We start from the raw sequence: 22,302 nt of genomic DNA, 5'->3' as shown, positions 1-22,302 counted from the left end.
ATCTCCTTTTTGGCCTCAGGCCAACGGTTCCCGGAGTACCCTCCCCATGCCCTCTCGCGACTTCAAACGTACCGATCGCGTGTCCGCCGAGTTGCGCCGCGAGATCGGCCTGCTGGTACACGCCGCGGTGCGCGACCACGCCCTGCCGTCGGTGAGCGTTTCCGACGTGGAAACCACCAAGGATCTCGACGTCGCCACCGTCTGGGTGACCGCGCTGATGCCGGAGAAGTCGGCCGAGGCCGTCAAGGCGCTCAAGGAACTGGCCAAGGAATTTCGCCGCGAGCTTTCGCGCTCCATGCGCCTTCGCCGCGTGCCCGAGCTGCGCTTCAAATACGACGAGTCGGTCGACCGCGGCGAGCGCATCGAGACGCTGCTGCGCGAAAACCCCGTCCCGCCGGCGGAGCCGACCGGCGACGAATGAGCCGCCGACCGGGGTGGGAGCGGACCGTGTCCGCGAACCCTCGGGCCGGCTATCGCGAACGAGGCCGTGGGTCACGTCGGTACGAGCGGTCGAAACCTCGCTCGATCCTCGCGAGGCCTCGTTCGCCTGTAGGCGAGTTAGAGGGTTCGCGGACACGGCCCGCTCCCACCCCTTCGGTAGTAAACGTTATTTCCTGACTCCATGACCCGCCGATCCTTCCGTGACATCCACGGCATCCTCCTGCTCGACAAGCCGCTGGGCCTGAGTTCCAACCAGGCCCTGCAGACGGCGCGACGCCTCGTGGGCGCGGCCAAGGGCGGCCACACCGGGAGCCTCGATCCGCTCGCCACCGGCCTGTTGCCGCTGTGCTTCGGTGAGGCGACGAAGATCGCCGGCTGGCTGCTCGGCTCGCGCAAGGCCTACGAGGCCGAGGTGAGGCTGGGTGTCACCACGACCACGGCCGACCTGGAGGGCGATGTCGTCGAAACCCGTCCGGTCCCGTCGATCGACGCGGGTGCCCTCGACGCCGCGCTGGCAGCGTTGCGGGGTCGCATCGTGCAGGTGCCGCCCGCCTATTCGGCCATCAAGCAGGATGGCATACCGCTTTACGTGCGGGCCCGTCGTGGCGAAGCGGTGGACGTACCGTCCCGCGAGGTCGACGTCTACCGTCTCGACGTGCTCGAGCACGACGGCGACCGCCTTCGGCTGCACGTCGAATGCGGTTCGGGCACCTACGTGCGTAGCCTGGCGGTCGACCTCGGCGCGAGCCTGGGCTGCGGCGCCCATCTGACCGGACTGCGGCGACTCTGGGTGGAACCGTTCATGGCGCCAACCATGGTCACCCTGGACGCGCTGCGCGACGCGGCGGCGCAGGGACCGGATCCCCTGGACGGCTGCCTGCTGCCCGTGGAGGCAGGTCTGGCACATATTGCCCGGGTGGAACTCGATGTCGCCCAGACGCGCGTCCTCGGTTTCGGCCAGCCGGTGCCGCTGGGGCAGGGCGCCATCGCCGGCCGCTGCGGCGTCTGGGGCGCCGACGGGCGGCTCATGGCGTTGGGCGAGGTGGGTGACGACGCCATCCTCAGGGTGTCGCGCGGCTTCAACCTGCCGCCGTCCTGACCGGGCTTGTTGCCGCTACTCCGGGGACGTTACAATTACGTGCTCGTTTAACGGCTTTCATCATAAAGCGAGGCTTGCGCAACTTCATCGGGGCCCGTTGAGGTTGCGCAAGTCTCGCATCCGCTTTTAAGGAATCGATACACATGTCGCTCACCGTCGAACAGACCAGCCAGATCATCAAGGACTTCGGTCGCAAGGAAAACGACACCGGCTCGACCGAAGTCCAGGTCGCCCTGCTGTCCGCCAATATCTCCGCGCTGCAGGAACACTTCCAGGCGCACAAGCAGGACCACCACTCGCGTCGCGGCCTGCTCAAGATGGTCAACAAGCGCAAGACGCTGCTGGCCTACCTCAAGAAGAGCGATCTCGCTCGCTACCAGAGCCTGATCGAACGCCTCGGCCTGCGCCGCTAAACCACCCGGACAGGACGAGGAGAGATCAAGTGGCGAAAGTAACCAAGTCATTCCAGTACGGTAGTCACGAAGTCACACTGGAGACGGGCGAAATCGCCCGGCAGGCCTCCGGTGCGGTCATGGTCAGCATGGGCGGCACCGTCGTCCTGGTCACGGTGGTCGCGGCGCCGAAGGCGCGCGAAGGGCAGGATTTCTTCCCCCTCACCGTCGACTACACCGAGAAGTTCTACTCGGCCGGTCGTATCCCGGGCGGGTTCTTCAAGCGCGAAGGCCGCCCGACCGAGAAGGAGACGCTGACCTCGCGCCTCATCGATCGCCCGCTTCGTCCGCTCTTCCCGGAAGAGTTCCGCAACGAGATCCAGGTCATCGCCCAGGTGGTGTCCCTCAATCCCGAAGTGGACGGCGACATCCCCGCGCTCCTGGGCGCCTCGGCCGCGATGACCCTGGCCGGCGTGCCGTTCAAGGGCCCGATCGGCGCCGCCCGCGTCGGTTACGCCAACGGCCAGTACATCCTGAACCCGACGGCCACCGAACTGAAGACGTCCGAGCTCGACCTCGTCGTCGCCGGCACGGCCAATGCCGTGCTCATGGTCGAGTCCGAAGCCAAGCTGCTCAGCGAAGAGGTCATGCTCGGCGCGGTGGTCCATGGTCACCAGGCCATGCAGGCCGCCATCGGCGCGATCAACGCCTTCGTCGCCGAAGCCGGTGCCAAGACCTTCAAGTGGGAAGCCCCGGCCGCGAAGACGGCGCTGTACGACGCGGTCAAGGCCGCTGTCGGCACCCGCTTCACCGAAGCCTTCCAGATTCGCGACAAGCTGGCTCGCCGCGACGTCATCAGCGCGCTGAAGACCGACGTCAAGGCCGCCATCGCCGCCGACGCCGAAGCCCACGGCTGGACCGACGGCGACATCGCCGCCGCGTTCGGCGAAGTGGAATACCGCACCCTGCGTGACGGCGTGCTGGCCACCAAGGTCCGCATCGACGGCCGTCAGCTCGACGACGTGCGTCCGATCTCGGTCCGCGTGGGCGTTCTGCCGCGCACCCATGGTTCGGCGCTGTTCACCCGCGGCGAAACCCAGGCGCTGGTCGTGGCCACGCTGGGCACCACCCGCGATGCGCAGATCATCGATGCGCCGGAAGGCGAGTCGAAGGACACCTTCCTGTTCCACTACAACTTCCCCCCGTTCTCGGTGGGTGAGACGGGTCGTTTCGGTGCGCCGAAGCGCCGCGAAATCGGTCATGGTCGCCTCGCCAAGCGCGGCGTGCAGGCCGTGAAGCCGACCATCGAGGAGTTCCCGTACGTCGTCCGCGTCGTCTCGGAAATCACCGAATCGAACGGTTCGTCGTCGATGGCCTCGGTCTGCGGCTCGTCCCTCGCGATGATGGACGCCGGCGTGCCGCTCAAGGCGCCGGTGGCGGGTATCGCCATGGGCCTGGTGAAGGAAGGCGACGACTTCGTCGTGCTGTCCGACATCCTGGGTGACGAAGACCACCTCGGCGACATGGACTTCAAGGTGGCCGGTACCGCCGATGGCGTGTCCGCGCTGCAGATGGACATCAAGATCGAAGGCATCACCGAGGAAATCATGCGCACGGCGCTGGCGCAGGCCAAGCGCGGTCGCACGCACATCCTCGGCGAGATGGCCAAGGTGATGAGCACGGCCCGTTCGGAAATGAGCGAGTTCGCGCCGCGCCTGCTCACCATCAAGATCCACCCGGACAAGATCCGCGAAGTCATCGGCAAGGGCGGCGCCACCATCCGCTCGATCACCGAGGAGACCGGCACCACCATCGACATCACGGACGACGGCAACGTCGTGATCGCCTCGGTCAACCGCGAAGCCGCCGAAGCGGCCCGCAAGCGCATCGAGCAGATCGTGTCCGACGTCGAGCCGGGTCGCATCTACGAGGGCAAGGTCGCCAAGCTGATGGATTTCGGCGCGTTCGTCACCATCATGCCGGGCAAGGACGGCCTCGTGCACGTCTCGCAGATCTCCAGCGAGCGCGTCGAGAAGGTCTCCGACAAGCTGAAGGAAGGCGATATCGTCAAGGTCAAGGTGCTCGAAGTCGACAAGCAGGGCCGTATCCGCCTGTCGATGAAGGCCGTGACGGAAGACGAGGGCGCGGCGGGCTGATTCCATCGCCTCCGTGTCACCCGAAGCCCGGCATCGCGAGATGCCGGGCTTTTTCGTTATCCGTCCCTCGTACGGGTGTCCGCCCCGGTGAAATGCCGGCCGGGTCGACGCGTTACCATAGGCCCATGGCCGACAAATCCCACGACTTCATCGATCACTACCAGGCGTTCGTGCGCGACAGCGTGCAGGCCTGGGCGCGCCAGTTCGATCCCGCGCCCGGCGCGTCCGCGGCGCCCGACGCGGACATCGCCGCGAGGCTGTTTGCCGGGCTGGGTGGATACGGCGAGTGGATGCGCGCCATGATGGACGGCGGTACCGCGCCGTCGCCGTTCACCGCCACGGCAACGCCTTTCGACGCTCCGCCGTCGCCCATGCCTCCCTTCGCCTTTGGCCCGCCGCCGGGGGCAGACCCGGGTACCGAGCGCTTCGAAGACTGGGCGCGTGTCGCCCGTGAAGCGTTGTCGATGCCGGCGTTTGGCCTCACGCGCGAACAACAGGAAGAGCAGCAGGCGCTGCTTCGCGCCTGGATCGATTACGCTGAGCAGTACGGGCGATATCGAGCGCTGCTGCAGGGCGTTCACGAGCGTGCCGCGGAGACCTTGCGCCATCAGCCTCCGCCGTCCGATGCGGAATCGATGCGTTCGCTCTACGACCGCTGGGTGAACCTGGCCGAAGAGAGCTACGCCGAGGCGGCCATGTCGCCGGCGTTCCGTGATGTCTACGCTGCGCTGGTCAATGCGCAGATGCGCCTCAAGCGGCTGCAGCAGCGTCAGGTCGAACGGATGTCGGCGCAGGCGGGCCTGCCCACCCGCAAAGATGTCGACAGCCTTGGCGAGCGCCTGCAGGCGGTGCGTCGCGAACTCAGGCAGATGCAGGGCCTGGCCGCTGAGGTGCGTGCCCTAAGAGCCGAGTTGGCGTCCTTGCGTTACGACCCGCCGGCAGTCAGGACGCGGGCCGCTCCAAAGGCGGCGCCGAAGAAGGCGGCAAAGCAAGCCGCGTCGAAGCCATCCGCTTCCGCGCAAGCCGCGTCCAGGCCAGCCTCCAAACGCGCCGCCGCGACGAAAAGGCCGGTCCGATGAACGGAAATCCTTTCCACATCGATCCCGAGCGGGCACGCGAAGAGGTCGAGGCGTTCCGTCGCAAACTCGAGGCGGGCGTCGAGACGCTGCGTCACGTCGGTCCGATCACCCTGGGCGCGACGCCGCGCGAGGCGATCTACACCGAAGACAAACTCACGCTCTGGCACTTCCAGGGCGCGACGCCGCCGACCGCGAAGACGCCGCTGCTGATCTGCTACGCGCTCGTCAATACACCCTGGATGGTCGACCTCCAGGACGATCGGTCGATGGTGCGTAACCTGCTGGCGCAGGGGGAAGATGTCTATCTCATCGATTGGGGCTATCCCGACGGTGCCGATCGCTGGTTGACGCTGGAGGATTACATCGAGGGATACCTCGACCGTTGCATCGACGTGGTGCGCGAACGGCACGGCGTGACGGCGATCAACCTCCTGGGCATCTGCCAGGGCGGCGTGTTTTCCCTTTGCTACACGGCGTTGCATCCGGGGAAGGTGCGCAACCTGATCACGATGGTCACGCCGGTGGATTTCCACACGCCCGACAACATGTTGTCGCACTGGGCGCGCCAGGTCGACATCGACCTCTTCGTCGATACGGTGGGCAACGTGCCCGCCGACCTCATGAACTTCGCTTACCTCACGTTGAAGCCGCTTCGCCTCAACCAGCAGAAGTATGTCGATCTCGTCGACATCCTCGACAATCCGCGCGAAGTGGAGAATTTCCTGCGCATGGAGAAATGGATCTTCGACTCACCGGACCAGGCCGGCGAAACGTTCCGCCAGTTCGCCCGTGATTTCTTCCAGAAAAACCTGCTGGTGAAAGGCGAAGTCACCCTTGGGGGGCGCACGGTCGATCTTGCCCGGGTGACACAGCCCGTGCTCAACATCTACGCCGAGCAGGATCACCTCGTGCCGCCCGCCGCGTCGACGCCGTTAAAGGACGTCGTCGGAAGCGCCGACTACACCGCGTTGGCCTTCCAGGGCGGCCACATCGGCATCTACGTGTCGGGCAGGGCGCAGAAGCTGGTGCCACCGGCCATCCACGAGTGGCTGCGGCAGCGTTGACGTAGCATCGCAAGTTTTCGTGCTCCGCAGGCGCCAGCCACCTCGGCGATCGGGTCGCCGCATACGCCGTGACTTGCCCGGCATCATCTCGCGGCTCGCCGGAAGCGCTTCGATGGCGTCGCCGACCGCGCGGCGCCGGTAACGGTCGGCATGCGATAATCCACACATGACGACCGCTCCCTCCCACGACTCCATTCGCGCCGTGCAGTGGCACGGCGATCGCCTCCGCCTGCTCGACCAGCGTCGCCTCCCGGCGGAGGAACACTGGTTCGATTGCGTGAATTCGGGCGACGTCACCCGCGCCATTCGCGATCTGGCCGTGCGCGGTGCGCCGGCCATCGGCATCGCGGCGGCCTGGGGCGTGGTGCTGGCGGCGAAGACGGGCGAAGACCTCGCCACGTCGCTCGCCACGCTACGCGCGGCCCGGCCCACCGCGGTCAACCTCATGTGGGCGCTTGACCGCATGAAGGCGCGCATCGATGTCGGAGCCGGCGCGGACGCACTCGAACGCGAGGCGCAGGCGATCCAGGACGAAGACCTCGCCGCCAATCGCCACATGGGTGAACTCGGCGCGGCGCTCATCGAGGCCGGCTCCGACGTCATCACCCACTGCAATACCGGATCGCTGGCCACGGCTGGCTATGGCACCGCGTTGGGCGTGATCCGCGCCGGCGTCGAGGCCGGCCGCATCGAACACGTCTACGCCGGCGAAACCCGTCCCTGGCAGCAAGGCGCCCGCCTGACCATGTGGGAACTCGTGCGCGACGGCATCCCCGCGCGGCTCATCGCCGATTCCGCCGCCTCGCACCTGATGACGCACGGGCGAGTCAAGTGGGTGATCGTGGGAGCCGACCGGATCGCCGCCAACGGCGACACGGCGAACAAGATCGGCACCTACCAACTCGCCATCGCCGCCCGCCACCATGGCGTGAAGTTCATGGTGGTGGCGCCGTCGACCACCGTCGACATGGCAACGGCCACCGGCAGTGACATCGAGATCGAATTGCGCGACGCCACCGAGTTGCTATCGGTCGGCGGCATGCGCACGGTCATCGACGGGGCCGACGCCTGGAACCCCGTCTTCGACGTCACGCCGGCCGAGCTCATCGATGCGATCGTCACCGAGCGCGGCGTGATCCTGAAGCCTGACGAAGAGCAGATGCGGATCATGTTTCCGTGACGCCCCTGCGTCGCGAGTTTTCCCTGTTCGCCCTGGGCGGGCTGATCGGCTTCGTCATCGATGGCGGCATCGCGCAGGCGCTGGTGCGCCTGGCGGAATGGAACGTCTACGGTGCCCGCGTGGTGTCGTTTCTCGCCGCAGCCACGTTCACCTGGTGGTGGAGCCGACATCAGACGTTCGCGCATCGCGAGTCGGGTCGTGACGGCCGCAGCGAGTGGCTGCACTGGATCGGCCTGATGATGGTCGGCGCGGCCTTCAACAACGGCGCCTACGTGCTCGTGTTGCACCTGTTTCCGGCCCTGCGCGCCTGGCCTGCGGTGGCGGTTGCCGCCGGCTCGGTCTCGGGCGCCGCCGCTAACTTCCTATTGGCGCGCACGGTGCTTTTCAACACCGTCAAAACCGAAGTTTAAGTTACTGATTTTGCGAGATTTTTCGCTGTCTTTTCGAGGCTGTTTGTGGTATTCTCGCAAGGTTGGGTCGACCCCGTCGCCATGCCGCGACACCTGGCGGTCGGCGGGGGCTTTTTCACGGATATTCCAGGAAGTCGATTGATGGCAGAACTCGCCAAAGAAGTCATTCGCGTCAACATCGAAGACGAGATGCGCCAGAGCTACCTCGACTATGCGATGAGCGTCATTGTCGGCCGTGCGCTGCCCGATGTGCGCGACGGCCTCAAGCCGGTGCATCGACGCGTCCTGTTCGCCATGAACGAACTGGGCAACGCCTGGAACAAGCCCTACAAGAAGTCGGCACGCGTCGTCGGTGACGTGATCGGTAAATACCACCCGCATGGCGATGCGTCGGTTTACGACACCATCGTCCGCATGGCCCAGCCGTTCTCGCTGCGCTACATGCTGGTCGACGGCCAGGGCAACTTCGGTTCGGTCGACGGCGACAACGCGGCGGCCATGCGATACACCGAGGTGCGCATGGCGCGCCTCACGCATGAGTTGCTCGCCGACATCGACAAGGAAACGGTCGACTTCGGTCCCAACTACGACGAGAGCGAGAGCGAGCCGCTGGTGTTGCCCACCCGCGTGCCGAACCTGCTCGTTAACGGGTCGGCGGGCATCGCAGTCGGTATGGCGACGAACATCCCGCCGCACAACATGACCGAGGTCATCAATGCCACGTTGGCGCTCATCGAAGAGCCGTCGCTGGGCATCGACGACCTGATGGCGCACATCCCGGGTCCCGACTTTCCCACCGCCGGCATCATCAACGGCTCGTCGGGCATCGTCGAGGCGTATCGCACCGGTCGGGGCCGCATCCTCGTGCGTGCGCGCACCGAGATCGAAACCGAAGCCAACGGGCGCGAGACGATCATCGTCCACGAGCTGCCCTATCAGGTGAACAAGGCGCGTCTGATCGAAAAGATCGCCGAGCTGGTGAAGGAGAAAAAGCTCGAGGGCATCAGCGAGCTGCGCGACGAATCCGACAAGGACGGCATGCGCGTGGTCATCGAGATCCGCCGCGACGCGATGGCCGATGTGGTGCTGAACAACCTGTTCCAGCAGACCCAGCTCCAGGTCACCTTCGGCATCAACATGGTGGCCCTGCTCGACGGCCAGCCGAAGCTGCTCAACCTCAAGGACATCCTCGAGGCCTTCATCCGCCATCGGCGCGAGGTCGTGACCCGCCGCACGATCTTCGAGCTGCGCAAGGCCCGCCAGCGCGCCCATATCCTCGAAGGCCTCACGGTCGCGCTCGCCAACATCGACGAGATGATCGAGTTGATCCGCACGTCGGCGTCGTCCCAGGAAGCCCGCGAGCGCATGGTTGCACGTCGTTGGGAGCCTGGCATGGTGCGCGCGATGCTCGGTGCAGCGGGTGCCGCCGCCTCGCGTCCGGAAGACATGGATCCGCGCGATGGCCTGCGCGACGACGGCTACCAGCTGTCCGAGGCGCAGGCGACCGAAATTCTCCAGATGCGCCTGCACCGCCTCACGGGCCTGGAGCAGGACAAGCTCTCCGATGAATACCGCGATATCCTCGAGACGATCCGCGGGCTCATCGAGATTCTCGAAAACCCGTCGCGCCTGCTCGAAGTGATCCGCGGGGAACTCGAACAGATCCGCACCGATTACGGCGATGCGCGCCGCACCGAGATCCAGCATTCGCAGGAGGACCTCAACGTCCTCGACTTGATCGCGCCGGAAGACGTCGTGGTCACGCTCTCGCACACCGGTTACATCAAGCGGCAGCCCGCCAGCCTCTATCGCGCGCAGCGTCGCGGCGGCAAGGGACGTTCGGCGTCGGCGTTGAAGAACGAAGACGTCGTGCAGCAGCTGTGGGTGGTGAACACGCACGATACGCTGCTGACCTTCACCAGCACCGGCCGCGTCTACTGGCTCAAGGTCTACCAGATGCCCGAGGCGGGCCCGGGCGCGCGTGGAAAGCCCATCGTCAACCTGTTGCCGCTGGGTGAGGGCGAGAAGGTGCAGGCGCTGTTGCCGGTACGCGATTACGATCCGAACTGCTACGTGTTTTTCGCCACCCGCCAGGGCACGGTGAAGAAGACCCCGCTGACGGAGTTCGCGTTCCAGCTGCAGAAGGGCAAGGCCGCCATCAACCTCGACGACGGCGATGCGCTGGTCGACGTGGCGATGACCGACGGTAACAGCGACGTGCTGCTGTTCGCGTCCAACGGTAAGTCGGTACGTTTCGACGAGGACACCGTCCGCTCGATGGGGCGTACCGCTACGGGCGTGCGCGGCATGCGCCTGTCCGACGATGCCCAGGTCGTGTCGCTGATCGTGGCCAAGGGCGAGGGCGATATCCTCACCGCCACGCAGCGCGGCTACGGCAAGCGCACCGTGCTGGACGAGTTCCCGAAGAAGGGGCGCGGCACGCAAGGCGTTATCGCGATCCAGTGTTCGGAGCGCAACGGCAACCTGGTCTCCGCGACGCAGGTGACCGAGGCGCAGCAGGTGATGCTGATCTCCGACCAGGGCACCTTGGTGCGCACGCGCGTATCCGAGGTGGCCCAGGTAGGCCGCAACACGCAGGGCGTGACGCTGATCAAGCTGCCCAAGGACGAAACGTTGATCGGCGTGGTGTGCATCGATGCCGAAGACGAGCCGGAACTCGACGGCGAGGCGCCCACCGACGAGGTGGCGGCCGATCTGCCGCCCGTCGAGTCGGGGCCGGTCGGCGGTGAGGGCGACTCACCCGACGCCTGATCGAACAAACCCGCCGAAATGAACTGGCCCCACAAAGTTGGACAGTTTGAGCTAGGCAACCAAGGCCTGAGTCCGGTACTTCACCGGGCTCAGGCCTTTTAGTTTGAGCTTGATGCGGTGGTGATTGTAGTAGTAGTGGATGTAGCGGTCGAGCCCGCGCTTGAGTTCGTCGACGGTCGCGAAGTGGTTGAGGTGGAAAAACTCCGCCTTGAGCGTTCCGAAGAAGCTCTCCATGGCCGCGTTATCCAGACAGTTTCCCTTGCGTGACATGCTCTGGGTCAATGACCGGCTGGCCAGCAGCTGGCGATAAATCGTCTGCTGGTATTGCCAGCCCTGATCGGAGTGCAGAAGCGGTGTGTCCGATGGCGCGAGGCGCCGGAAAGCCTTTTCCAGCATGGATCGCACCATGGCAAATCGAGGCTGGGGGCTGGTTTGATAGGCCACGATCTCACCGTTGTAGAGGTCCATGACGGGCGACAGGTACAGCTTCTGGCCGCCGATTTTGAATTCGGTCACATCGGTGACCCACTTTTCGTTGGGCCGCTCGGCGTGGAATTGACGGCGCAATGCATTGGCCGCGATGGTGCCGACCACCCCTCGGTAGGAGCGGTATTTCTTCGGGCGCACCAACGACTTCAAGCCCATGCAGGCCATCAGGCGTTGCACGGCCTTGCGGTTGATGATCAGCCCCGCCTGGCGCAAGGCCAGGGTGATCCGTCGATAACCGTATCGGCCCTTGTGGCGGTCATAGATCGCCTGGATTCGCGCCTTCACGTCCGCCCGATCATCGCCCGAGTCCATGGCCCGGACCTGATAGTAGAACGTGCTGCGCGACAACTCAGCAGCCTTGAGCAAGAGCGGCAGGGAATGAAGCGGCCTTAATCCTTGGACGGCCTGCGCTCTTTCGCGCGCGCCGTCGCCTGCTTCTGCCGGATTAAGGCGTCGAGTTTTTTTAAGTAGGCAGTCTCGGCACGCAGGTACGCCAGCTCGTCGAGCAGTTCCTCGCGCGTCTTCTCGTGGTCGGGCTTGGCCGGTGAGGCCGGGGATTTTTTTTGGACATCCGGGGGCTTCGCTCCCTGGCCGGCACCAGCGCCTCCAGGCCGCCCTGATCATACTGGCGCTGCCACGTCCCGATCAGCCCCGCATGGGGAATGCCGTACAGCGCCGTCGCCTGGCGGATCGACAGGCCCTCCACCCGTATCCGCTCCAGAACCTCACGTTTGAATGAGACCTCGTAGCGACGATACCGCTTAGTCAGGCGCGCTGCCCCGTGATGCCGATATACATCAACCCATCGGCGCACCATCGAATAGTCCAGCCCATACCGGGCCGCTACCTGCACCACGCTGATCGCGCCTTGCGCACCCAGCTGGGCCACCTCGAGCTTGAAGCGCTCCTCGTACTTCGCCATGAAAAACACCCCAGAGATTGGACGGGTGTCCAACTTCTGGGGTGCAGTTCAAAAGGCGGATTTTTTTTGACATGGCACGTCGATCTGCGTGGTTATCGGCAGGAGCGGCCCGTGTCCGCGAACCGTCGTCCGGATCAGCCGTCGATCGCGTCGAGCATGGACTCGGCCGACGACACCTTGAACTCGCCCGGCGCTTCGACGTTGAGCACCTTCACCACGCCGTCTTCGAGATACATGGCGAAGCGCTTCGCCCGGATACCCATGCCGTTCTTCGTGCCGTCGAGTTCCAGGCCCAACGCCCGGGTGAAGGCGGCATTGCCGTCGGCGACCATCGTGAGGCTTTCGGGGATGCCGCGTTCCTTGCCCCACGCGTCCATCACGAACGCGTCGTTGACCGACAGGCAGAACACCTTGACGCCCCGCTGCGCGAAGTCATCGATGTGCTGGATGTAGCCCGGAAGGTGCCGGTTGGAACACGTCGGGGTAAACGCACCCGGCACGGCGAACAGCACGACCTTGCCGTCACCGAACAGGTCGGTGGAGGTGTGAGTCTGGATGCCTTCGTCGAACACGGCAACGGTGGCTTCAGGAATGCGATCGCCGATAGCGATGGTCATGATGCGAGCCTGCGTGGGAGGGATGGCCGGAGTGTACGTGAAGCGCGTGAAGCTGAAGCGTCGCCAACCGGCCCCTTGAATCGCCGCGGGGCGCTCATATGTTGGATTCCAGACGGCCAGCGGGCCGAAAAACATCAAGGGAGTCAAACAGATGAACCAGATTCGTCACTTCGCGTTCCGGCGTGGCCCGTCGTTCGGCGGGGACCTCCGCGCGGCCTTCGACCACGTCTTCGGCAGCGATATCTCGGCTCAGAGCACGCCGGCCGAAAGCGCCTGGGCCCCGCGGGTCGACATCCGCGAAGAGGAAGGCCGGTTTCTGATCCTGGCGGACGTGCCGGGCGTCGACCTCGCGGACATCGAGATCCAGATGGACCGAAACGTGCTCAGCATCAAGGGCGAGCGCAAGGCCTATAGCAGCCAGACGGAGGGCACGTACGCCCGGGTCGAGCGCGTCACTGGGGGTTTTCGCCGCAGCTTCACGCTACCGGACAGTGCCGATGCCGACGGGATCACCGCCTCGGGCCGTCACGGCGTGCTGGAGATCGCCATTCCGAAGAAGGCCCAAAGCGCGCCACGTCGTATCGCGATCAACGCCGCGGGCTGATTCGGTCTAAGCTTGGTCATCCGGCCCGCGGTGGATTGGTCCACCGCGGGCCTGTCTTTATTTGGCATGTTGCCGTTGGGCAACCGACACAAGCCCAGGAGCGCCTGTGGAGTTCAAGGATTACTACGAGATTCTCGGGGTGAAACCCGACGCGAGCGACGCCGACATCAAGGCGGCGTATCGCAAGCTCGCCCGCAAATACCATCCCGACAAAAACAAGGAGCCGGGTGCCGAAGAGAAGTTCAAGGCGGTCAACGAGGCGAACGAAGCGCTCAAAGACCCCGAAAAGCGTCGGGCCTACGACCAGTTTCGCGCCGGCGGTTACCGCCAGGGCGAGCAGTTCCGTCCGCCGCCGGGCTGGGGGCAGGGTGGTGGGGGTGGCTTCGATTTCGGCGACATGGGCGCCGGGCGCGGCGATTTCAGCGACTTCTTCGAGAGCCTGTTCGGTGGCGGTGGTGCCGGCCGGGGGCGCGGCCAGGCGCAGGCGCGCCGTGGCCGTGACATCCAGGCCAAGATCGAGACCGACCTGCAGACGGCCTACACCGGCGGTAAGACCCGCGTGGTGCTCAACGATTCGTCCGGTGGCGAGCGCGTGCTCGAGGTGAAGATCCCCGCCGGCATCACGTCCGGCCAGACGATCCGCCTGGCCGGACAGGGGCACGCGGGCGCCGGCGGCGGCCCGTCGGGTGATCTGCTGCTGGAGATCGCCATCCGTGAGGATACGCGCTTCCGCGTCGACGGCCGCACGGTGACCCACGTGCTGCCGATCTCCCCGTGGGAAGCGGCGTTGGGTGCGACCGTGCCGGTGCCGACGCTGGGTGGCCACGTCGACCTGCGCATTCCCTCCGGGTCGCAGTCGGGGCGTAAGCTGCGCCTCAAAGGCCGTGGCCTGCCGGGCTCGGAGCCGGGTGACCAGATCGTGGTGCTCGATATTCGCGTTCCCGTGCCGGAAACGCATGAAGAACAGGCCGCATACGCCAACTTCAAGGATGCCTTCGCCGGGTTCGATCCGCGGCGCTGACGCCCCGAAGGGTAGGAGCACGCCCTGCGCGCGCTCCTACGTCAGAGCGGGCTCAGGCCGGCAGGTGCTCCTTGAGCGCGGCCACGAGTTCGTCTTCCTTGATGGGCTTCACCACGTAGGCCTTCGCGCCTTGGCGCAGGCCCCACACCTTGTCGGTGTCCTGGTCTTTCGTGGTGACCAGGATGATGGGGATGTGCTTGGTCGCGTCTTCCTTGGCGATGGTGCGGGTGGCCTGGAAACCGTTGAGATTGGGCATGACCACGTCCATCAGGATCAGGTCAGGCAGCTCGCGCCGCGCCGCCTCGACGCCGGCGGCGCCGTCCTCGGCGGTGATGGCCTCATGGCCCAACTTTTCAACGATGCGCTTGATGCCAAGCAACTGCGACGGCGAATCGTCGACGATCAGGATACGAGCCATTCACTTTCCCCCGGGACGGTGCCCGATGTGTCTTCTTGGTAGGGCACACCGGTGACGAAAAGTCGTCGCGCGATGCGCTTCTGGCGGAGTCATTCTACCGGCCGGCGTTATTGTCGCAACGGCGACTATCCTGCGGCCTCCAGGCGCACCACGGTGCGACCGAACGATCCACCGTCGAGCATGCCCTGGAACACCCCGGCGACCTCGTCCAGCCCCACCTCGCGGGTGCAGATGGCATTGAGGTGACGCGGGCGCCACTCGCCCGACAGGCGGCGCCATACCTCCTCGCGGATGTCGCGGGGGCTGCCGGCCGAGGCCACGCCCAGCACGCTCACGCCGCGGATGATGAAGGGCATCACGGTGGTGTGCAGTGCCGGGCTGCTGGCCAGCCCGCAGATGGCGGCGTTGCCATACGGCGCGATCAGTGGAAGGAAGCCCGCCAGGGTGTCACCACCGACGTTGTCGAGCAGGCCACCGTAGCGGGCGGAATCCATCGGCCGCCCGCTGAATGCAAGGGTGTGGCGATCGACGCATTCGCTGGCGCCGAGCGAGCGCAGCGCATCGAAACGGTCGGGTTTGCCGCTGATGGCGTGCACCTCGTAGCCGGCGCCGCTGAAGATGTCGATGGCCAGCATGCCCACGCCACCCGTGGCGCCCGTGATGGCGATGGGCCCCAGCGACGGCGTCTGGCGGTTGAAGCTCATGTGCAGCAGGGCGAGCGCGGCGGTGTAGCCGGCGGTGCCGATGATCATCGCCTCGCGCGTGGTCAGCGTGTCGGGCAGGGGAATCACGGTGGCCGACGGCAACCGCACGTACTCCGAATAGCCGCCGTCGATCGTCTCGGAGAGTCCGCTGCCGGTGGCCAGCACCGTGTCGCCTTCGCGAAACGCCGGATCGCTGGACCGCACCACCGTGCCCGCCACGTCGATACCGCCGTTGAGCGGGAACTGGCGAAGGATCTTCCCCTTGCCGGTGCCGGCGAGCGCGTCCTTGTAGTTGACCGACGACCATTCGGCGCGGACGACGACCTCGCCCGGCGTCAGGGCGTCGAGGCCGATGGTCTGGATACCCGCGCGGTAGCCGGTGGTGTCCTGGTGGATGCGGAAGGCGCGAAACGGCTGCATGGCGTAGTCCTCTTCAGCGGTGACTCTCGATGGCGCTCGGGGTGATCCACTTCGGCGTATAGGCGGACTCATAGTGCGTCATCCAATGGAAGAGCGCGTCGATGTCGTCGCCGAACCAGACCTGGTCGCGCTGTTCGCGCTTGACGAAACCTTCGGCCACCATGTGATCCATGCTCGCGGACAGGCCCTTGTAGAACCCGAGTACGTCCAGATAGGCGCAGGGATAGGCATGCAGGCCGAGCTGGGCCCAGGTGAGCATCTCGAACATCTCGTCCATGGTGCCGAAACCTCCCGGCAGGGCGACGAAGGCATCGGCGAGTTCGTACATGCGCGTCTTGCGCTCATGCATGGTCTCCACTACCTGCAATTGGCTGAGGCCCGTGTGGGCCACTTCCTTTTCGACCAGCTGGCGGGGAATCACGCCGATCACCCGACCGCCGGCCGCGAGCACGGCATCGGCGACGGTGCCCATGAGGCCGACCTTGCCGCCGCCGTAGACGAGGGTGATGCCGTCCTGCGCCAGCCGCATGCCGAAGGCCTTGGCCGCGTCGGTGTATTCAGGGCGCGCACCGCTGCTGGAGCCGCAGTAGACGCAGAGGGTTTGGATGTTACGCATGGGGGACCTCGGGTGGTGTGCCTATGGGTGGAGGCGGGAGATGGGAAGTGGGGGCGTCATCCCGTCGAGCGCGTGAGTCGATCCCGATACGCTGCGCTCGCGCCGACGTTCACCGGGCGCTACCGCCTCCGTGAGTGGGCCGTGCTTGCGCCCCCCACTTCCCATCCCCCGCCCCTTTACCCGCAAGCCAAAAAACACAAAGCCCGCCCATGCTCACGCACGGACGGGCTTTTGCCAACGGGCGATCAGTTGCCCTTGTGGATGGCGCGCTTGTCGACGGCGAGGGCCGCCTCGTGCACCACTTCGCTCAGCGCCGGGTGGGCGTGGACGATGCGGGCGAGGTCTTCGGAAGAGCCCTTGAACTCCATGGCCACCACGCACTCGTGGATCAGTTCGGACACCACCGGACCGACCATGTGCACGCCGAGGATCCGATCGGTTTCGGCGTGGGCGATCATCTTCACCTGGCCGATGCCCTCGTTCATCGCCACGGCACGGCCGTTGGCGGCGAACGGGAAAGCGCCGGTCTTGTACGGGATACCTTCTTCCTTGAGCTGCGCCTCGGTCTTGCCGACCCAGGCGATTTCCGGCTCGGTATAGATGACCCAGGGCACGGTGTCGAGGTTGACGTGTCCGGGCTTGCCCGCGATGAGTTCGGCAACCATCACGCCTTCCTCCGAGCCCTTGTGCGCCAGCATGGGGCCGCGCACGGCATCGCCGATCGCCCAGACGCCGTCGACGCCCGTGTGGTTGTGCGCATCGACTACGATGCGGCCACGCTCATCGAGCTTCACGCCCGTGTCGTCCGCGAGGAGGCCCGCCGTGTAGGCGCGGCGGCCCACGGCGACCAGCAGCTTGTCGACCACGAGGTTCTGCTCGGCGCCGTCCTTGTCGGTGTAGGCGACATGCACCTCGTCGCCCTTGACCTCGGCCTTGGTGACCTTGGCGTTCACCTTGATGTCGAGGCCCTGCTTGGCGAACTCGCGGGCCGCCATCTTGGCGATGTCCTGGTCGGCCACGGCGAGGAACGTCGGCAGGGCTTCGAGCACGGTCACTTCGGCGCCGAGACGCTTCCACACGCTGCCCAGCTCGAGGCCGATCACGCCGGCGCCGATCACGCCCATGCGCTTGGGCACGGCGGGCAGGTCGAGTGCGCCGGCGTTGTCGATGATGTGCTTGCCGTCGAACTTCGCGAACGGCAGCTCGATGGGCACCGAGCCGGACGCGAGGATGACGTTGGTGGCCGAAATCGTCTGGGTGCCGCCGTCGTTGCCGGTGATTTCGACCTGGTTGCCCTTGAGCAGCTTGCCCTTGCCGAAGTACGACGTGATCTTGTTCGCCTTGAACAGCATGGTCACGCCGCCGGTGAACTGCTTGACGATCTTGTCCTTGCGGCCGATGAACGTGGCGATGTCGATCTGCGGATTCTCGGCGGTGATGCCGTGATCCTTGAAGTTGTGCGTGAGGTTATGGAACTGCTTGGACGAATCCAGCAGCGCCTTGGACGGAATGCAGCCCACGTTGAGGCAGGTGCCGCCGAGGGCGGCCTTGCCGTCCTTGCCGACGAAGGCGTCGACCACGGCGGTCTTCAGGCCCAGCTGGGCGGCGCGGATCGCGGCCACATAGCCCGCGGGGCCGGCACCGATGACGATGACGTCGAACTTGTCGCTCATTTGCTTGCTCCGGTGAAACGGCGGTAATCGCTACCGCCTACATGGGGACGGCGACATGAAAACGGGAGTCTTTCGACTCCCGCCTTCACGATTGCCTGGTCGCCGGCCATTACAGGCCGAGCAGCATCCGCTGCGGGTTTTCCAGCTGGTTCTTGATGTCGACCAGGAACAGCACGGCATCGCGGCCGTCGATGATCCGGTGGTCGTACGACAGCGCCAGATACATCATCGGCGCGGCCACCACCTGGCCGTTTTCGACGACCGGGCGCTCCTTGATGGTGTGCATGCCGAGGATGGCGCTCTGCGGCGGGTTCACGATCGGCGTGGACAGCAGCGAACCGAAGGTGCCGCCGTTGGTGATGGTGAACGTGCCACCCTGGAGGTCGTCCAGGCCGAGCTTGCCGTCGCGGGCCTTCTTCGCGTAGCCGAGAATGCCCTTCTCGACGTCCGCGAAGGACATGTCCTGCGCGTCGCGCAGCACCGGGGTAACGAGGCCCTTGTCGGTCGATACGGCGATCGAGATGTCCTGGTAGCCGTGGTAGATGATGTCGCTGCCGTCGACCGACGCGTTGATCACCGGGTAGCGCTTGAGCGCTTCGGTGGCCGCCTTCACGAAGAAGCTCATGAAGCCCAGCTTCACGCCGTTGGCCTTCTCGAACTGCTCGCCCAGGCTCTTGCGCAGCTTCACCACCTCGGCGAGGTTCACTTCGTTGAACGAGGTGAGCATCGCGATCGAGTTCTTCGACTGCATCAGTCGCTCGGCGATGCGCGAGCGGATGCGCGTCATCGGCACGCGTTCTTCCGGGCGTGCGCCCGGCGTGGGCTTGGCGGCCGGTGCGGCGGCGGGGGCTGCGCCACCCTTGCCGGCGTTGACCAGGTCTTCTTTCGTCACGCGGCCGTCGCGGCCGGTGCCGGCGACCTTGGACGGGTCGATGTTGTCTTCCACCGCGACGCGGCGGCCGGCGGGGGAGAGTTCGTCGACGCCCTTCGGCGCGTCCTTGGCCTCGGCCTTCTCGGCCTTCGGCGCTTCGGCGGCGGCCGGGGCCGGGGCGGGCGCGGCGGCGCCTTCTTCGATGACGGCGATCACCTGCTGGCTGGTGACCGTGGCACCTTCCTCGAACTTGATCTCTTTCAGCACGCCGTCGACGGGGGCCGGTACTTCGAGAACGACCTTGTCGGTTTCCAGGTCGAGCAGGTTTTCGTCGCGCTTGACGGCGTCACCGGCCTTCTTGTGCCAGGTGGCGATGAGCGCGTCGGAGACCGACTCGGGCAGGACCGGGACTTTGACTTCGATGGACATGCTTGTCTTACTCCGCTGCGTGATCGGTGCCGACCGGCGCGACGAGCGCCTGTTCGACGAGCGCCGTCTGTTCGGCGATATGGGTGTTGAGGTGACCTGCGGCCGGCGACGGCGAGCGCGAACGGCCCGCATACGAGAGGCTCTGCTTGGCGTTGACGCAGGCCTGCAGGTGATGACGGATCTGGAACCAGGCGCCCTGGTTCATGGGTTCTTCCTGGCACCACACCACTTCCTTCGCGGCGGGGTAGGTCTCCAGCTCGGCCGTGACTTCGGCGCGCGGGAACGGGTAGAGCTGTTCGACACGGACCACGGCCACGTCGCTGAGGCCGCGCTTTTCGGCGTCCTCGAGCAGGTCGTAGTAGACCTTGCCCGAGCAGAGCACCACGCGCTTGACCTTCTTGGCGGCGACGTCGCGATGCTCGCCGATGACCAGCTGGAAGCGGCCCCGGGCGAGTTCGTCGAGGCTGGACACGGCCAGCTTATGGCGCAGCAGCGACTTCGGCGTCATCACGATCAGCGGCTTGCGCACCGGACGCACGAGCTGGCGGCGGATCATGTGGAACGCCTGGGCTGGCGTGGTGGGCACGCACACCTGCATGTTGTCGAGCGCGCACAGCTGGAGGAAGCGCTCCAGGCGGGCTGACGAATGCTCCGGACCCTGGCCTTCGTAGCCGTGGGGCAGGAACAGGGCGAGGCCGCAGAGGCGGTCCCACTTGGCTTCGCCCGAGCTGATGAACTGGTCGATGACCACCTGGGCGCCGTTGGCGAAGTCGCCGAACTGGCCTTCCCATATCGTGAGCTGGTCCGGCGAGGTGGTGGCTTCGCCGTATTCGAAGGCCATGACGGCTTCTTCGGAGAGCAGCGAATCGATCACCTCCACGCGGGCGCCTTCGCGGACCTTCTGCAACGGCATGTAGGTGTCGTCGCTCTTCTGGTCGTGCAGCACCGCGTGGCGGTGGAAGAACGTGCCGCGACCGGCGTCCTGGCCCACGACGCGCAGGTCGTTGCCTTCAGCGATGAGCGTGCCGTAGGCGAGGTTCTCGGCGAAGCCCCAGTCGCCCGGCAGTTCGCCCGCGGCCATCTTGCGGCGGTCGTCGTAGATCTTCGCGACGCGCGGGTGCAGGGTGACGTCGGACGGGATGTCGAGGAGGGTGTCGAGCACCTTGCCCAGCGTCTCGCGCGGCACGCCGGTGTCGACGTCCATCGACAGCTTGTTGCCGCTGAAACGGGTCCAGTCGACGGCGATGTCGCGCTGCGGGTTCGGATCGATCGAGATCAGCGGCTCGCCTTTTTCGAGGCGGCCGCGGTAGTCGTCGAGCATGGTCTGGCCGGCGTCGGCACCGATGACGGATTCCTTGACCAACGCCTGCGCGTAGAGATCGCGCGTGGTCGGGCGCTTGCGGATCACCTGGTACATCAGCGGCTGCGTGGCCGCCGGTTCGTCGGCCTCGTTGTGGCCGTGACGCCGGTAGCAGACCAGGTCGATGACGACGTCTTTCTTGAAGCGGGTGCGGAACTCATAGGCCAGGCGGGTGACCTGGATCACCGCCTCGGGATCGTCGCCGTTAACGTGGAAAACCGGCGCATTGACCATCTTGGCGAGGTCGGTGCAGTAAAGCGTGGAGCGGGCGTCTTCGCGCTTGGAGGTGGTAAAGCCCACCTGGTTGTTGACCACCATGTGCAGTGTGCCGCCGATGGCGAAGCCACGGGCCTGCGACATCTGCATGAGCTCCATGTTGACGCCCTGGCCCGCGAAGGCGGCGTCGCCATGGATGATCACCGCCAATGATTTCTCGCGCGCGGTGTCGCGGCGGCGCATCTGGCGCGCGTGCACGGAGCCGGCGACGACCGGGTTGACGATTTCCAGGTGCGACGGGTTGAACGCCAGGGCCACGTGCACGCCGCCGTTCGGGGTCTTGACGTCGGCGGAGAAGCCCATGTGGTACTTCACGTCGCCGGTGTGGATCGGGCTGTCGTCGTGCTCGAACTTGCCCTCGAACTCGTTGAAGAGCTGCGACGGCGCCTTGCCGAGGATGTTGACCAGCACGTTGAGACGGCCGCGGTGGGCCATGCCGATCACGATTTCCTTGACGCCGTTGTCGCCGGCTGCACGCACGACGTCGTCGACCATCGGGATCAGGCTGTCGCCGCCCTCGAGCGAAAAGCGCTTCTGGCCGACGTACTTGGTGTGCAGGTAGCGCTCCAGGCCTTCGGCCGCGGTCAGCGCCTCGAGCACGCGGACTTTCTCCTCCTTCTTGAGGCCCGGCTTGCCGTCGGCCTTTTCGAGCCGCGAGTGGATCCAGGCGCGCTGCTCGTGGTCGGAGATGTACATGAATTCCGCGCCGACGGTGCCGGCGTAGATCGTCTTGAGCTTCGCGAGCAGGTCGCGAAGCTTCAGGCGCTGGCCGCCGCCGGCGAAGGTGCCGGCGTCGAACTCGGTATCGAGGTCGGCGTCGGACAGGCCGTGGAAGGCCAGGCCGAGGTCCGGCGCGTCGATGTCGGGTGCCGTCAGGCCGAGCGGGTCGAGCTGGGCGCCGAGGTGACCGCGCGACCGGTAGGCCGTGAGGAGGCGGAGCACACCGGCCTGCTTGCGCGCGTAGGCGTCGTCCACCGGCGCGGCGCTCGCGGCACCGCCGGCGCGGCGCTGTTTCTGCGCGGCCTCGATGCGGGCGATGGCGCTCGAATGCGGGACATCCCCCGCCTCGCGACCTTTCAACGACGTGAAATAGGAATCCCATTCGGCCGGGACGGAGCCAGGATCGGCCAGCCAGGCTTCGTAGACTTGCTCTACGTAATCGGCGTTTCCGCCGGCGAGTTGGGAGGATTCGGAAAACTCGCGGATCAGGTTTGCGCTCACGTCACCACCGGCAGACGGACAAGGGCGGGGTGTCGCGAAGACATGTGGGGTCATGCCCACGCGGCACT

18 protein-coding genes and 1 pseudogene are annotated in these 22,302 nt (G+C 65.9%); 11 read left to right on the top strand and 8 right to left on the bottom strand.

Translation table 11 applies throughout. The annotated features are described in order from the left end of the window. Nucleotides 1-46 precede the first annotated feature (46 nt). From rbfA to gyrA, 9 genes are all read left to right on the top strand, one after another. Entirely contained in the window at nucleotides 47-421 is a 375-nt protein-coding gene (gene rbfA, locus PI246_RS05695; protein ID WP_320550345.1) for a 30S ribosome-binding factor RbfA, read from the top strand. Nucleotides 422-622: 201 nt separating this feature from the next. Next, nucleotides 623-1,540, top strand: a complete 918-nt coding sequence (gene truB / locus PI246_RS05690) for a tRNA pseudouridine(55) synthase TruB (RefSeq protein ID WP_320550344.1) — start codon at nucleotides 623-625, stop codon at nucleotides 1,538-1,540. 143 nt (nucleotides 1,541-1,683) lie between these two features. After that, nucleotides 1,684-1,953, top strand: a complete 270-nt coding sequence (gene rpsO / locus PI246_RS05685) for a 30S ribosomal protein S15 (RefSeq protein WP_320550343.1) — start codon at nucleotides 1,684-1,686, stop codon at nucleotides 1,951-1,953. A 29-nt stretch (nucleotides 1,954-1,982) separates the two neighbouring features. Next, nucleotides 1,983-4,088 carry a polyribonucleotide nucleotidyltransferase gene (gene pnp / locus PI246_RS05680; protein ID WP_320550342.1) on the top strand — a complete coding sequence of 702 codons (2,106 nt, stop codon included), beginning with the start codon at nucleotides 1,983-1,985 and terminating at the stop codon, nucleotides 4,086-4,088. A gap of 125 nt (nucleotides 4,089-4,213) precedes the next feature. Next, a complete protein-coding gene (locus PI246_RS05675) occupies nucleotides 4,214-5,167 on the top strand; it encodes a poly(R)-hydroxyalkanoic acid synthase subunit PhaE (RefSeq protein ID WP_320550341.1) in 954 nt (317 codons plus the stop codon). Beyond that, on the top strand, nucleotides 5,164-6,231 hold the full coding sequence (gene phaC / locus PI246_RS05670; protein WP_320550340.1) for a class III poly(R)-hydroxyalkanoic acid synthase subunit PhaC: 1,068 nt from the start codon (nucleotides 5,164-5,166) through the stop codon (nucleotides 6,229-6,231). The genes PI246_RS05675 and phaC overlap by 4 nt, the downstream gene beginning before the upstream one ends. A 166-nt stretch (nucleotides 6,232-6,397) precedes the next feature. Beyond that, a complete protein-coding gene (gene mtnA / locus PI246_RS05665; protein WP_320550339.1) occupies nucleotides 6,398-7,411 on the top strand; it encodes an S-methyl-5-thioribose-1-phosphate isomerase in 1,014 nt (337 codons plus the stop codon). Then, nucleotides 7,408-7,821, top strand: a complete 414-nt coding sequence (locus PI246_RS05660) for a GtrA family protein (RefSeq protein ID WP_320550338.1) — start codon at nucleotides 7,408-7,410, stop codon at nucleotides 7,819-7,821. Before mtnA ends, PI246_RS05660 begins: the two co-directional genes overlap by 4 nt. A 141-nt stretch (nucleotides 7,822-7,962) precedes the next feature. After that, nucleotides 7,963-10,593: a DNA gyrase subunit A gene (gene gyrA, locus PI246_RS05655; RefSeq protein ID WP_320550337.1), complete on the top strand. Its 2,631-nt coding sequence runs from the start codon at nucleotides 7,963-7,965 to the stop codon at nucleotides 10,591-10,593. 51 nt (nucleotides 10,594-10,644) lie between these two features. Here gyrA and PI246_RS05650 read toward each other — a convergent pair. Both PI246_RS05650 and PI246_RS05645 read right to left on the bottom strand, forming a co-directional pair. Continuing rightward, a pseudogene (locus tag PI246_RS05650) lies at nucleotides 10,645-12,004 on the bottom strand (IS3 family transposase). 134 nt (nucleotides 12,005-12,138) lie between these two features. Beyond that, the gene (locus tag PI246_RS05645) at nucleotides 12,139-12,621 is read right to left on the bottom strand and encodes a peroxiredoxin (protein WP_320550336.1); all 483 of its coding nucleotides are present in this window, start codon (nucleotides 12,619-12,621) and stop codon (nucleotides 12,139-12,141) included. Between the two features lie 151 nt (nucleotides 12,622-12,772). On the opposite strand from PI246_RS05645, the gene PI246_RS05640 reads away from it, so the two are divergent. Both PI246_RS05640 and PI246_RS05635 read left to right on the top strand, forming a co-directional pair. After that, nucleotides 12,773-13,225 carry an Hsp20/alpha crystallin family protein gene (locus PI246_RS05640; protein ID WP_320550335.1) on the top strand — a complete coding sequence of 151 codons (453 nt, stop codon included), beginning with the start codon at nucleotides 12,773-12,775 and terminating at the stop codon, nucleotides 13,223-13,225. A 106-nt stretch (nucleotides 13,226-13,331) separates the two neighbouring features. Continuing rightward, nucleotides 13,332-14,246, top strand: coding sequence for a DnaJ C-terminal domain-containing protein (locus PI246_RS05635; protein WP_320550334.1), 915 nt, complete (start codon nucleotides 13,332-13,334; stop codon nucleotides 14,244-14,246). A gap of 52 nt (nucleotides 14,247-14,298) precedes the next feature. On the opposite strand, the gene pilH is transcribed toward PI246_RS05635, so the two are convergent. The 6 genes from pilH to PI246_RS05605 all read right to left on the bottom strand — a co-directional run bounded on the left by pilH (nucleotide 14,299) and on the right by PI246_RS05605 (nucleotide 22,234). After that, complete coding sequence (gene pilH / locus PI246_RS05630; protein ID WP_320550333.1) at nucleotides 14,299-14,664, bottom strand: twitching motility response regulator PilH; 366 nt, start codon at nucleotides 14,662-14,664, stop codon at nucleotides 14,299-14,301. Nucleotides 14,665-14,789: 125 nt separating this feature from the next. Then, nucleotides 14,790-15,788 (bottom strand): acrylyl-CoA reductase family protein, encoded by a 999-nt coding sequence (locus PI246_RS05625; RefSeq protein ID WP_320550332.1) that lies wholly within the window; start codon nucleotides 15,786-15,788, stop codon nucleotides 14,790-14,792. A gap of 13 nt (nucleotides 15,789-15,801) precedes the next feature. Next, nucleotides 15,802-16,404 carry an LOG family protein gene (locus tag PI246_RS05620; RefSeq protein ID WP_320550331.1) on the bottom strand — a complete coding sequence of 201 codons (603 nt, stop codon included), beginning with the start codon at nucleotides 16,402-16,404 and terminating at the stop codon, nucleotides 15,802-15,804. Nucleotides 16,405-16,649: 245 nt separating this feature from the next. Beyond that, nucleotides 16,650-18,077 (bottom strand): dihydrolipoyl dehydrogenase, encoded by a 1,428-nt coding sequence (gene lpdA / locus PI246_RS05615; protein WP_320550330.1) that lies wholly within the window; start codon nucleotides 18,075-18,077, stop codon nucleotides 16,650-16,652. Between the two features lie 109 nt (nucleotides 18,078-18,186). After that, nucleotides 18,187-19,377, bottom strand: coding sequence for a 2-oxoglutarate dehydrogenase complex dihydrolipoyllysine-residue succinyltransferase (gene odhB, locus PI246_RS05610; protein WP_320550329.1), 1,191 nt, complete (start codon nucleotides 19,375-19,377; stop codon nucleotides 18,187-18,189). A gap of 7 nt (nucleotides 19,378-19,384) precedes the next feature. Further along, nucleotides 19,385-22,234: a 2-oxoglutarate dehydrogenase E1 component gene (locus PI246_RS05605; protein WP_320550328.1), complete on the bottom strand. Its 2,850-nt coding sequence runs from the start codon at nucleotides 22,232-22,234 to the stop codon at nucleotides 19,385-19,387. Between the last annotated feature and the right edge of the window lie 68 nt (nucleotides 22,235-22,302).

Origin of the sequence: Luteibacter sahnii (assembly GCF_034063545.1) — a bacterium.
Taxonomy (GTDB): domain Bacteria; phylum Pseudomonadota; class Gammaproteobacteria; order Xanthomonadales; family Rhodanobacteraceae; genus Luteibacter; species Luteibacter sahnii.
The sequence above is the reverse complement of the archived record's forward strand: the minus strand, read 5'-3'. Positions and strand labels throughout refer to the sequence as shown.

Coding starts and splice junctions, on each gene's coding strand:
- rbfA (WP_320550345.1), top strand. CDS start 47: ATGCCCTCTCGCGACTTCAAACGTACCGATCGCGTGTCCGCCGAGTTG.
- truB (WP_320550344.1), top strand. CDS start 623: ATGACCCGCCGATCCTTCCGTGACATCCACGGCATCCTCCTGCTCGAC.
- rpsO (WP_320550343.1), top strand. CDS start 1,684: ATGTCGCTCACCGTCGAACAGACCAGCCAGATCATCAAGGACTTCGGT.
- PI246_RS05675 (WP_320550341.1), top strand. CDS start 4,214: ATGGCCGACAAATCCCACGACTTCATCGATCACTACCAGGCGTTCGTG.
- phaC (WP_320550340.1), top strand. CDS start 5,164: ATGAACGGAAATCCTTTCCACATCGATCCCGAGCGGGCACGCGAAGAG.
- mtnA (WP_320550339.1), top strand. CDS start 6,398: ATGACGACCGCTCCCTCCCACGACTCCATTCGCGCCGTGCAGTGGCAC.
- gyrA (WP_320550337.1), top strand. CDS start 7,963: ATGGCAGAACTCGCCAAAGAAGTCATTCGCGTCAACATCGAAGACGAG.
- PI246_RS05645 (WP_320550336.1), bottom strand. CDS start 12,621: ATGACCATCGCTATCGGCGATCGCATTCCTGAAGCCACCGTTGCCGTG.
- PI246_RS05640 (WP_320550335.1), top strand. CDS start 12,773: ATGAACCAGATTCGTCACTTCGCGTTCCGGCGTGGCCCGTCGTTCGGC.
- pilH (WP_320550333.1), bottom strand. CDS start 14,664: ATGGCTCGTATCCTGATCGTCGACGATTCGCCGTCGCAGTTGCTTGGC.
- PI246_RS05625 (WP_320550332.1), bottom strand. CDS start 15,788: ATGCAGCCGTTTCGCGCCTTCCGCATCCACCAGGACACCACCGGCTAC.
- PI246_RS05620 (WP_320550331.1), bottom strand. CDS start 16,404: ATGCGTAACATCCAAACCCTCTGCGTCTACTGCGGCTCCAGCAGCGGT.
- lpdA (WP_320550330.1), bottom strand. CDS start 18,077: ATGAGCGACAAGTTCGACGTCATCGTCATCGGTGCCGGCCCCGCGGGC.
- odhB (WP_320550329.1), bottom strand. CDS start 19,377: ATGTCCATCGAAGTCAAAGTCCCGGTCCTGCCCGAGTCGGTCTCCGAC.